Here is a 10,450-nt window from a genome sequence, read left to right on the forward strand (position 1 = left end):
ATCCCCGTCCAGCTCACCCCGCAGCCCTCCCCCACCGGTGCCTGCGCCATGAAGCCGACCTGCGCCGACTCCGCGTTGCCCAGGGCGAAGACGCGGACGAACGTCCAGGTCTCGCCGTCCAGCGACGCGTGGAACGCGAACGCCTTGCCCGTCCGGGTGATGCGGAGCCAGACCGAATTGCCCTCCACCACCCAGGAGTTGGCATCGTCCGAGTGGCCCCGCGTCACCACCGTGCAGATCGTGGGCTTGTCCGGGGACCGTTCCAGGCAGAGCTTCGCCCACTCGCGGTCCGAGACGTGGAGGTACAGCAGGCCCGCGTCGAACGCGCCCGTGAAGTCCACCGTGACGTGCGCGATCAGCTGGAAGTCGCCCGCCGGGGGCGTCCCCAGCAGGCGGGGGGCGTCCGACGCGGGGTCGAGCGACTCCCCGGACGGAGGGACGAAGCGGTCCTCGCGCGGGCCCGTGCGGACCGAGAGGGTTCCTGCCTCGTACTTCCACGGGGCCTTCGGGCCGTACTCCCGCAGCTCGAAGGGGAGTTCACCCACGGTCGGCGTCATTCCGGGCGTCCGTCGATACGGCGCGGAAGCGACAGCGGGTTGGCCTCGCGCAGCTCCGGCGGGAGCAGGGCCTCGGGGGTCGTCTGGTACGCGACCGGGCGCAGCCAGCGCTCGATCGCCGTGCCGCCCACCGACGTTGAGGTGGAGGTCGTCGCCGGGTACGGACCGCCGTGATGCTGCGCCGGGGCCACCGCCACGCCCGTGGGCCAGCCGTTGACCAGGACGCGGCCCGCGAGCGGAGTGAGCTCCGTGAGGAGTTCCGTCGCGTCGCCCTCGCCCGCCGCCTCCGCCGCCGACACCTGGAGCGTCGCCGTGAGGTTGCCGGGGAGACGCGAGAGGACCGCGGTGACCTCGGCCGCGGACTCATAGCGCGCCACCACCGTCACCGGGCCGAAGCACTCCTCCAGGAGCAGGTCGTGCGCCCCGTCCGAGGCCAGCTCCGACGCCGCCACCGTGAGGAAGCCCGGGCTGACCGTGTGCTCGCCGCCCGCGCCGGGCGTCACCGGGGCCTCGACCCCGGGGAGCTCGGCCCTCTCCCGTACGCCCGCGATGAAGTTGTCGCGCATACGGTGGTCCAGGAGGACGCCTGCCGCTGTGGAACTGACCGCCGCCGTCAAGGACTTGACCAGTGCGTCGCCCGCAGAACCGGCGGGCGCCAGTACGAAGCCCGGCTTCACGCAGAACTGGCCCACGCCCAGCGTCATCGAGCCCGCGAGCCCGGTGCCGATCTCCTCGGCGCGCTCGGCCGCTGCCGCCTCGGTGATCACCACCGGGTTGAGGGAGCCGAGCTCGCCGTGGAAGGGGATCGGGACGGGGCGGGATGCCGCCGCGTCGAACAGGGCGCGGCCGCCTCGCACCGAACCGGTGAAGCCCGCGGCGGAGACGAGGGGGTGCTTGACCAGCTCTACGCCCGCCTCGAAGCCGTGGACTACCGAGATCACGTCGGCCGGGAGGCCGACGCTCTCCGCCGCCCTGCGCAGCACCGACGCACACAGCTCGGACGTCGCCGGGTGGTCGGGGTGCGCCTTGACGACCACCGGGCAGCCCGCCGCGAGCGCGCTCGCGGTGTCGCCGCCGGGGACGGAGAAGGCGAGGGGGAAGTTGGAGGCCGCGTAGACCGCGACGACTCCGAGGGGGATCTTGAAGCGGCGCAGGTCCGGGATGGGCGGGGTCGCGTTCGCGTCGGCGTGGTCGATGCGGATGTCGAGGAAGGAGCCCTCGTCGATCACATCGGCGAAGGCGCGGAACTGGGCCGTGGTGCGGGCCAGTTCGCCCGTCACGCGGGCCGGGCCGAGCGCGGTCTCCGCGTCGGCGGCCTCGATGACGTGCGGACCCGCCTCGTCGAGGAGGTCGGCGGCGGCCCGCAGGAAGGCGGCGCGTACGCTCCGGTCGGCAAGGGATCCGCGGACCGCGTGGGCGGCGCGTACCGCCTCGTCCACCTCCTGAGCCGTTGCCTCCACCGCAACCTCTTCACGCGGCTTCCCGGTTCGGGGGTCGACACTCCAGACTGGTGTAGCTGCCACCACGGACGTCCTTCCAGATCTACTGCCGCCCATCAGGACTGTTCGGTATTCTGAACACGGTTCCTGATGATGAATACCCAGGAACTCTAATAACGGGCGTTCCGCATTGACAAGAGGGGCAAGATCGAATGTCGGCTGCCGAGACAGGTGGGGCACAAGTCAAGTCCGCGGTGCGGACTGTCGAGCTCCTCGAATACTTCGCCGGGCGCCCCGGCATGCACTCCCTCGCCACGGTCCAGGAGGCCGTCGGCTACCCCAAGTCCAGCCTTTACATGCTCCTGCGCACCCTCGTCGAGCTCGGCTGGGTCGAGACCGACGCGACGGGCACGCGGTACGGCATCGGAGTGCGGGCCCTGCTGGTGGGCACCTCGTACATCGACGGCGACGAGGTCGTGGCCGCGGCCAGGCCCACGCTCGACCGGCTCTCGGACGACACGACCGAGACCATCCACCTCGCCCGCCTCGACGGGACGAACGTGGTCTATCTGGCCACCCGCCAGTCGCAGCACTATCTGCGCCCCTTCACCCGGGTCGGCCGCAGGCTGCCCGCCCACTCCACCTCGCTCGGCAAGGCGCTGCTCGCCACCCACAGCGACGAGCAGGTCCGCAAGATGCTCCCCGAGACCATGCCGCAGCTGACCGAGCACACGATCACGGACCGCGAGAAGCTCATCGAGGAGCTGCACCTGATCCGTGAGCAGGGGTACGCGGTGGACCGCGAGGAGAACACGCTGGGCCTGCGCTGCTTCGGCGTCGCGATCCCGTACCGCACTCCGGCGCGCGACGCGATCAGCTGCTCCGTGCCGGTGGCGCGGCTGACCCCGGCCCATGAGCAGATGGTCAAGGACGCGCTCTTCGACGCCCGCGACCGGCTGACACTGGCCACTCGTAGGCTCTGAGCTCATGGAGACAACACTGCGCGAGGTCGAGGACGCCGATCTGCCCGTCTTCTTCGGGCACATGAGCGACCCAGAGTCCAACCGGATGGCCGCCTTCACCGCCGAGGACCCCACGGACCGGGCACGTTTCGACGCCCACTGGGCGAAGATCCGGGCCGACGCCGGCATCGTGAACAGGACCGTGCTGGCCGACGGCGTGGTCGTCGGCCACACCGCCGTGTACGGGGAGCCCGGCGAGCGCGAGGTCACGTACTTCATCGACCGCGCGTACTGGGGCAAGGGCGTCGCCACCGCCGCCCTGCGCAGCCTGCTGGAGATCGTGGAGGAACGCCCGCTGCACGCCCGCGCCGCCGCCGACAACGCGGGCTCGCGGCGGGTCCTGGAGAAGTGCGGCTTCCTCGTCACCGGGCACGAGCGCGGCTTCGCCAACGCCCGTGGCGAGGAGATCGACGAGGTCGTGCTCACTCTGCCCGAGTGAGTGCGGGGCGGCCCGTCTCCCCCGTGCGGTGGAGGCGGATCGTCACCGCGCAGGACGTACGGGGGCCGGCCGGCCGGGAGCGTCGGTGTCATGACACCGACACCGCTCACTCCCGCCTCCGTCTCCGCCTCCGTCTCCGCCTCCACCCCAGCTCCCGCTCCCGACGTCCCGATCCGTACCTTCCAGCGCGTTCTGCGCGCCGTCGCGCTCACTGCCTGCCTGCCGTACCTCTCGCTCAAGATCGCCTGGGTGTCGGGAAGCGTCATCGGCATCCCCGAGGACAGTTCGCTGCGCGATGCCGGCACCACCCTCGTGGTCGCCAACCTCGTCTCGGTGGCGCTGGACGCCACCCTCGTGGTGATCGTCCTTCTGCTGACCAGGCCCTGGGGGCTGCGGATCAGGTCCTGGCTGATCGGCGGCCCGGTGTTCGTGGCGACCGGCCTGCTCACCCCGATCGTCGTCGGTTTCCCGGTGCAGCTCGCGGTACGGGGTCTGGGCGGCGGGCAGAGCGCGGCGCGCGAGCCGTTCCTCGACGACTGGGTCTTCGACGTCGTGTACGGCGGCTTCATCGTGCAGGCGCTGGCGCTGGCCGGGCTCTTCGTGCCGTACGCGACCCGGCGCTGGGGCCACCTCTGGCGCGACGGTGCGGGCGTACCGACGGCACGGACGGACCAGGTCCTCGCTGTCGCCGCCTCACTCGCCGCGCTGGCCGTGGGCGCCATGTATCTGGCGTGGGCCTGCGGGGCCACCACCGGTCTCGGCGCCGACCGGATCGCCGAGCTCGACGCGGACACCTACGCCCTGGACGCGGTCTACGTCGCACTCGCGCTGGTCGCCGTCGCGGGGGTGCTCGCGCTGGCCTTCCGCACCACCCGCCTGCGCACCGCACTCGCTCTGGCCTGGACGGGCTCGGCCGCGCTGGGCTGCTGGGGCGCCTGGATGACGCTCGCCGCGTTGAGCCCGTCGGACTCTCCGACCGGAGCGGCCCCGGCCCTCCTGCGTCTCACCTACGCTGGGCAGATGCTCGCCGGCCTGCTCGCCGCAGTCGTCCTGACCCGCTTCCTCACCGCCCGACGGGTCTCGTGAGGCGGCTCATCGGCGCGCGGGCGCGGTTGCGTTGGGTCCATCTGATCCTGGGCGGCGCGCTGTTGATGCCGTACTTCCTGGTCGGCACGGTGGCCGTGGGCCCGCTCGCGGGGAGCGGCAGCGCCCTCACCTCGCTCCCCCTCCAACTGGCCGCCTTCGCCGTCGCGTTGCCGCTCGCCGCGGTGACCGCGCTCCTGCCGCTCGCCCGGCCGCTGTCGGTGTTCGCCGTACGGGCGCTGTGCGGGATCGACGGGGAACTGCTCGCGGACGGGGCCGGTGCCGGGGGGCGGTCGTGGGCGGCGCGGGTGCGGACGTCGGGCTGGTTCACGCTGCACGTGGGGCTCGGCGGGCTCGTCAGCGGGGCGACCCTCGCCCTGCCGCCGTTCGCGCTGGTGCTGATCGCACTGCCGTTCTCCCCCGGGCCGCACACCTCCCGGTACGGGTTGCGCCAAGTATTCAACGGCTGGCGGGTGTTGCTGGCCCCGGCGGCGGGGGCGGCGCTTCTGTTCGCGCTGGTGGCGTGCGCCGCCGCGGCCGGTGCGCTGCTGGCCCGCACCGCGCCCGTACTCCTCGGACCCACGCCTGCCGACCGGCTGGCGGCGGCCGAGAAGCGGGCGGCGGACCTGGCGGTGCGCAACCGGCTCGCGCGGGAGCTGCACGATTCGGTGGGGCATGCGCTGAGCGCGGTGACACTGCAGGCGGGTGCGGCCCGCAGGGTCCTGGAGACGGATGTCGGGTTCGTACGGGAGGCGCTGACCGCGATCGAGGAGACGGCCCGGCGCACGGTGGGTGAACTCGACGCGGTCCTCGGTCTGTTGAGAGAGGGCGACGAGGAGGGGACGACGGGCCCGACACTGGAGGGGCTCGACGGGCTGCTCTCCCACAGCGGGGTGCGGGTGGCCTGCACGGTGACGGGCGACCCGGCGGCCGTCACCGCCCCCGTCTCCCGGGAGGCGTACCGCATCGTGCAAGAGGGACTGAACAACGCCCTGCGCCACGGAGGGAGTTCACCGGTGCAGCTGAGCATCGCGGTACGGGAAGAGGAGCTGGAGATCACGGTGGAGAACCCCCTTCCTGAGCAGGCGCCCGTGGTGCGCCCCGGAGGCGGCCGGGGTCTGTGCGGCATCGCGGAGCGGGCGGCTCTGCTGGGCGGCCGGGTGACGGCCGCGGGTCCGCGCGACGGACGCTGGCGGCTCGCTGTGGAGCTGCCGCGATGACCGTCCGTCCCGTCCGTATCGTGCTCGCCGACGACGAGCGCATGGTCCGTACCGCTCTGCGCGTGATCCTCGACGCCGAACCAGGCCTGGAGGTGGTCGGCGAGGCGGCGACGGGCGCGGAGGCGGTCTCGGTGGTCCGCTCGTTCCTTCCCGACGTGGTCCTGATGGACGTCCGGATGCCGGAGATCGACGGGATCCGTGCCACCGAGCAGATCCTCTCCACGCTCGCGGAGCCGCCGCGGATCGTCGTCGTCACGACCTTCGAGAACGATTCGTACGTGTACGACGCGCTGCGCGCGGGGGCCGCCGGTTTCCTGCTGAAGCGGGCCGCGGCCGAGGACCTGGTCCAGGCGGTCAGGCTGGTGGCCCGCAGCGACTCGCTCCTCTTCCCTGCCGCCGTACGCGAGCTGGCCGCGCTCCACAGCACCCAGAAGCCCGCGCCCCCGCCGTGGGCGGCGAAGCTCACCGGGCGCGAGGCGGAGGTGCTGCGGCAGATGGCGCGGGGGCTGACCAATGCCGAGATCGCGGCCCGTATCGGGGTCGGTCCCGCCACGGTCAAGTCCCATGTGGCGGCGGTGCTGGCGAAGACCGGCGCCAGGGACCGGACACAGGCAGTGATCGCCGCATACGAATCGGGGTTCATCCGACCCAAATGAGAGATTTCTGAAAAAACCCGAAACACGGAACGTCAACCTCCGTCCCGCTCGTCCCTCCAGTGGGATGAACAAGACGATCAGGCGCGCCTCTGCCTTCTGTCTGCTGCTGGTCCTCGCCCTGCTGGGCCGGGCGACCTACGTGCAGTTCTACGAAGGCCAGGCCCTCGCGGACGAAAAGCTGAACCGGCGGACCACCATCGCGCAGTACGCGAACCCGCTCGGGGACATCATCGTGGCCGGCTCGTCGGTCACCGGATCGAAGGAGACGGACGGCGGCGATCTGAAGTACAAGCGCACCTACACCGACGGCAAGCTCTACTCGGCGGTAACCGGCTACAGCTCGCAGGTGTACGGGGCGACCCAGCTCGAAGGCATCTACAGCGACGACCTGGCCGGCACCGACACCAAGCTGAAGAACCCGGTCGACGCCCTCACCGGCAAGCAGACCGACCCGGGTGATGTGCTGACGACGGTCGACCCTGCGGTGCAGAAGGCCGCGTACAACGCGCTCGGCAACAAGAAGGGCGCGGCGGTCGCGATCGACCCGAAGACCGGTGCGGTTCTCGGCATGGTCTCCACCCCCTCCTACGACCCGTCGACGATCAGCGGCTCCACCGACGGCACCGCGTGGAAGCAGCTGACCACCGACAAGAACCAGCCGATGCTCAACCGGGCCCTGCGCCAGGCGCTGCCGCCCGGTTCGACCTTCAAGCTGGTGGTGGCTTCGGCGGCGCTGGAGGACGGCCTGTACTCATCGGCCGACGAGAAGACGACCAGCCCCAACCCCTACACGCTGCCCGGCACCACCAAGGTCCTGGAGAACGAGAACGCGTCGGCGCCCTGCGAGAACGCCTCGATCCGCACCGCCCTGCAGTACTCCTGCAACAACGTCTTCGCGAAGATGGCGGTCGACCTGGGCCAGGCGAAGGTCAAGGCGATGGCGGAGAAGTACGGCTTCAACACGACGAAGCTGGACATCCCGGTCCGGGCGGCGACGAGCATCTACCCGTCCACCGCGTACAAGTCCCAGACCGCCCTGACGGGCATCGGCCAGTTCGACGTGACGGCGACCCCGCTGCAGATGTCGATGGTCTCGGCGGCGATCGCCAACGACGGTGTGCTGGTCGCCCCGCACATGGTCTCCAAGGTGACGGACGCGGACGGCAACACGGTCCAGTCGTACGAGAACCCCTCCTCGAAGCAGGTCGTCTCCTCCGCCACGGCGAAGCAGCTGCAGAGCGCGATGCAGACCGTCGTCAACGAGGGCACCGGCACCAACGCGAAGATCAGCGGGGTGGAGGTGGGCGGCAAGACGGGGACCGCGCAGCACGGCGAGAACAACAGCAAGACGCCGTACGCCTGGTTCACGTCGTACGCCAAGGACCCCGGCACGGGCAAGGAGGTGGCGGTCGCCGTCCTCATCGAGGACTCGGGCGCGGCCCGCTCGGAGGTCAGCGGGAACGGGCTCGCCGCTCCGATCGCCCAGAAGATGATGAAGGCGGCGCTCAGTTCGTCGTGAGCCTCGCGGTCAGAGGCCCAACGACCTGACCAGGTCGGCGAGTTCGGCGCGGTAGAGGGCCGTCAGGTCGCGGGACTGGCGGCCCAGGTGGCCGTAGACCTCCAGCGAGACCGGGCCGTGCATACGGGCCCAGACGCGGAGGGAGAGCGCGAGCGCCTCGGGGGGAAGACCGGGGAACTCCTCGCGGACCTGGGCGACCAGCGCCGGGTCGAAGTCGGACCAGGCACTGGTGGCCGACTGGAGTTTGCGCGCCTTCGGCCAGGCCGCGGCGACCAGGCCGGTGAGAGCCGCGCACGCGCGGTGGCCCGCTTCCGCCACGGGGCCTTCGGCCGGGGGGCGGTAGCCGGGCACCGGGTCCCCGTAGATCAGCCGGAAGCCCTCGGGGTTCGCCAGCGCCCAGGCGCGGACCGCCATGCCCCAGGCCACGATGCGGCCCGCCGGGTCGGTGGCGGGGACCTTGTCGCGGGCCGCTTCGGCCGTGTCGAGCAGCGTGCCGTACACGTCGGTGATCAGAGCCGTCACCAGGGTGTCGCGGTTCTCGTAGTAGCCGTAGATGGCCCCCGCCGTCATGCCCATCTCGCGGGCGATCGCCCGCAGGGAGATCGCGTCGGGCCCGCCCTCGCCCAGCAACTTCAGGGCGATGTCCTTGATTTCGGCCGAGGTCTCGGCACGGAGACGTTCCCTGCGGCTCTGCGGTGCGGCGGGCGGATTCATGGTTGACACGCTACCGCGTTGCGATACTGTACGGCGCACATTAACTGAACGCCGTGTAGTTAATGCGCGGCAGATAGAACAGGTGGCGACATGAGCGCCTTAGCACCTCCGACCAGCTTGCCCCGCAAGGGACTCGTCCTCGCGCTGATCGCATTCGCGCAGCTGATCATCGCCCTCGACTACAACATCGTTTATGTGGCCCTGCCCGACATCGGGTCCCGACTCGGCTTCTCCGCCCAGTCCTTGCAGTGGGTGGTGAGCGCATACGCCGTCGGCCTCGGCGGGTTCCTGCTGCTCGGCGGACGTGCCGTCGACCGGCTCGGGGCGCGGCGCGTCTTCACGACCGGGCTGATCCTGTACGCCGTCGCCTCACTCGCCGGAGGTCTGGCCGACAGCCCCGGGCTGCTGGTCGCAGCCCGCGTGGTGCAGGGAATCGGCGGGGCGCTGCTCAGCCCGGCGACCCTGGCGCTCGTCTTCCGTACGTTCGCGGAAGGCGCCGACCGCAATCGGGCGCTCGGCATCTGGGGCACCGTGGGCGGATCCGGGCTGGCCGCCGGAGCCCTCCTCGGTGGGGTGCTCACCAATGCCTGGGGCTGGTCCTGGGTGTTCTACGTGAACGTCCCCCTGGCGCTCCTGGCCGCCGCGCTCGCACCCAGGCTGCTGGACGCCGATCCGCCGATGCGGGGCGCGGGCGGATTCGACGCGCTGGGGGCCGTGTTGGCCACCGTCGGGTCGACCCTGCTCGTCTTCGGCCTGGTCAGTGGGCCCGACGCGGGGTGGGGTTCGGCCCGCACCGCCGTCACGCTGGCCGGCGGGGTGGTGGTGCTCGGGCTGTTCGTCCTGACCGAGGCGCGCGGCCGCAGTCCGCTCGCGCCACTGCGGCTGCTCGGCAGCCGGCAACTGGCCGTGTCGATGGCGGTGATCCTCGCCTTCCAGAGCGCGCTCGGCGGCGGCTACTACCTCTTCACCACCTTCCTCCAGCCGGTGCGCGGCTACAGCGCGCTCCAGGCAGGTCTTGCCTTCCTGCCGCTGACCGCGTTCTCGATGGCTGCCGCGGGGAAGCTGACGCCGCTGCTCATCGGGCGGTGGGGAATCCGCAGGATGCTGGCCACCGGGATGCTCGGATCGGGGATCGGGCAGGCGCTGTTCTTCACCGGGATGACGGTGGACGGGTCGTTCTGGGCGCTGATGCCGGGCACGGCGATCTGGGGACTCTGCGGCGGCGCCACCTTTGTGACGATGTTCGCCGCGGCGGGCACCGGGGCCGCCCCGGCCGAGCAGGGCGTCGCCTCCGGGCTCGCCTCCACCGCCCAGCAGATCGGCGGGGCGATCGGGCTCGCCGTGCTGATCGCCGTCGCCAACTCCGGGCTCGGCGCGGATGCGGGTGCGACGCAGATCGTCGACGGGCTGCGTACGGCGGGATGGATCGCAGCTGCGATCTCCGTCGTGGGCGCGGGTGCCGCGCTGCTGCTGGCGCGCACACCGAAGGAGGGGGCCGTCGTGGTCTCCGGCGAGCGGGCAGCGGTGCAGGAACGTACGGCTGCTCTCTGAACCGCGCGCTCCGGGAGCGTGGACGTACCTGTTCACGCTCCCGGCGCACGCTGGTACGCTCTCGGATCCCGCCCCGGCGGGACCGCAGGGGGGCGGGCCGCACTCGCAGCTTTCGTACAGGGAGAGTTCCCCCGTGGGCACAGCCGTCGACGACGCCGATGCCGCCGAGTTCCATGCCTTCTTCGAGGCCCACTACGCGGAACTCGCCCGCCTCGCCCATATGCTGACCGGCGAGGCGGACGCCGCCGAC

At 71.5% G+C, this 10,450-nt stretch carries 10 protein-coding genes and 1 pseudogene; 8 read left to right on the forward strand and 3 right to left on the reverse strand.

The features are described 5' to 3' along the window. On the reverse strand, nucleotides 1-557 hold a 557-nt coding region (locus tag J0695_RS30930), incomplete at its 3' end, for a DUF1349 domain-containing protein (protein WP_206967638.1). Beyond that, a complete protein-coding gene (locus J0695_RS30935) occupies nucleotides 554-2,080 on the reverse strand; it encodes an aldehyde dehydrogenase (NADP(+)) (protein ID WP_206967640.1) in 1,527 nt (508 codons plus the stop codon). The genes J0695_RS30935 and J0695_RS30930, both read right to left, overlap by 4 nt. Before the next feature lie 128 nt (nucleotides 2,081-2,208). Between J0695_RS30935 and J0695_RS30940 the strand changes: the two genes are divergently transcribed. The 6 genes from J0695_RS30940 (at nucleotide 2,209) to J0695_RS30965 (ending at nucleotide 7,935) form a co-directional block, all read left to right on the forward strand. Beyond that, complete coding sequence (locus tag J0695_RS30940; RefSeq protein ID WP_206967642.1) at nucleotides 2,209-2,979, forward strand: IclR family transcriptional regulator; 771 nt, start codon at nucleotides 2,209-2,211, stop codon at nucleotides 2,977-2,979. A gap of 4 nt (nucleotides 2,980-2,983) precedes the next feature. Beyond that, nucleotides 2,984-3,457, forward strand: a complete 474-nt coding sequence (locus J0695_RS30945) for a GNAT family N-acetyltransferase (protein ID WP_206967645.1) — start codon at nucleotides 2,984-2,986, stop codon at nucleotides 3,455-3,457. A 90-nt stretch (nucleotides 3,458-3,547) separates the two neighbouring features. Continuing rightward, nucleotides 3,548-4,543 (forward strand): hypothetical protein, encoded by a 996-nt coding sequence (locus tag J0695_RS30950; protein WP_206967647.1) that lies wholly within the window; start codon nucleotides 3,548-3,550, stop codon nucleotides 4,541-4,543. After that, nucleotides 4,540-5,760, forward strand: coding sequence for a sensor histidine kinase (locus tag J0695_RS30955; protein ID WP_307798822.1), 1,221 nt, complete (start codon nucleotides 4,540-4,542; stop codon nucleotides 5,758-5,760). Before J0695_RS30950 ends, J0695_RS30955 begins: the two co-directional genes overlap by 4 nt. Continuing rightward, nucleotides 5,757-6,416, forward strand: a complete 660-nt coding sequence (locus J0695_RS30960; protein ID WP_206967649.1) for a response regulator transcription factor — start codon at nucleotides 5,757-5,759, stop codon at nucleotides 6,414-6,416. The genes J0695_RS30955 and J0695_RS30960 overlap by 4 nt, the downstream gene beginning before the upstream one ends. A gap of 64 nt (nucleotides 6,417-6,480) precedes the next feature. Continuing rightward, nucleotides 6,481-7,935 (forward strand): peptidoglycan D,D-transpeptidase FtsI family protein, encoded by a 1,455-nt coding sequence (locus tag J0695_RS30965; RefSeq protein ID WP_206967651.1) that lies wholly within the window; start codon nucleotides 6,481-6,483, stop codon nucleotides 7,933-7,935. Nucleotides 7,936-7,944: 9 nt separating this feature from the next. Here J0695_RS30965 and J0695_RS30970 read toward each other — a convergent pair whose 3' ends face one another. Further along, on the reverse strand, nucleotides 7,945-8,649 hold the full coding sequence (locus J0695_RS30970) for a TetR/AcrR family transcriptional regulator (protein ID WP_206967653.1): 705 nt from the start codon (nucleotides 8,647-8,649) through the stop codon (nucleotides 7,945-7,947). A 90-nt stretch (nucleotides 8,650-8,739) separates the two neighbouring features. On the opposite strand from J0695_RS30970, the gene J0695_RS30975 reads away from it, so the two are divergent. Both J0695_RS30975 and J0695_RS44280 read left to right on the forward strand, forming a co-directional pair. Next, nucleotides 8,740-10,200 (forward strand): MFS transporter, encoded by a 1,461-nt coding sequence (locus J0695_RS30975; protein WP_206967655.1) that lies wholly within the window; start codon nucleotides 8,740-8,742, stop codon nucleotides 10,198-10,200. Between the two features lie 133 nt (nucleotides 10,201-10,333). Further along, nucleotides 10,334-10,450, forward strand: a pseudogene (locus tag J0695_RS44280) (SigE family RNA polymerase sigma factor); the annotation flags it as partial.

It is taken from the genome of Streptomyces beijiangensis, assembly GCF_017315755.1.
Taxonomy (GTDB): domain Bacteria; phylum Actinomycetota; class Actinomycetes; order Streptomycetales; family Streptomycetaceae; genus Streptomyces; species Streptomyces beijiangensis.

Coding starts and splice junctions, on each gene's coding strand:
- J0695_RS30940 (WP_206967642.1), top strand. CDS start 2,209: ATGTCGGCTGCCGAGACAGGTGGGGCACAAGTCAAGTCCGCGGTGCGG.
- J0695_RS30945 (WP_206967645.1), top strand. CDS start 2,984: ATGGAGACAACACTGCGCGAGGTCGAGGACGCCGATCTGCCCGTCTTC.
- J0695_RS30950 (WP_206967647.1), top strand. CDS start 3,548: ATGACACCGACACCGCTCACTCCCGCCTCCGTCTCCGCCTCCGTCTCC.
- J0695_RS30960 (WP_206967649.1), top strand. CDS start 5,757: ATGACCGTCCGTCCCGTCCGTATCGTGCTCGCCGACGACGAGCGCATG.
- J0695_RS30965 (WP_206967651.1), top strand. CDS start 6,481: ATGAACAAGACGATCAGGCGCGCCTCTGCCTTCTGTCTGCTGCTGGTC.
- J0695_RS30970 (WP_206967653.1), bottom strand. CDS start 8,649: ATGAATCCGCCCGCCGCACCGCAGAGCCGCAGGGAACGTCTCCGTGCC.
- J0695_RS30975 (WP_206967655.1), top strand. CDS start 8,740: ATGAGCGCCTTAGCACCTCCGACCAGCTTGCCCCGCAAGGGACTCGTC.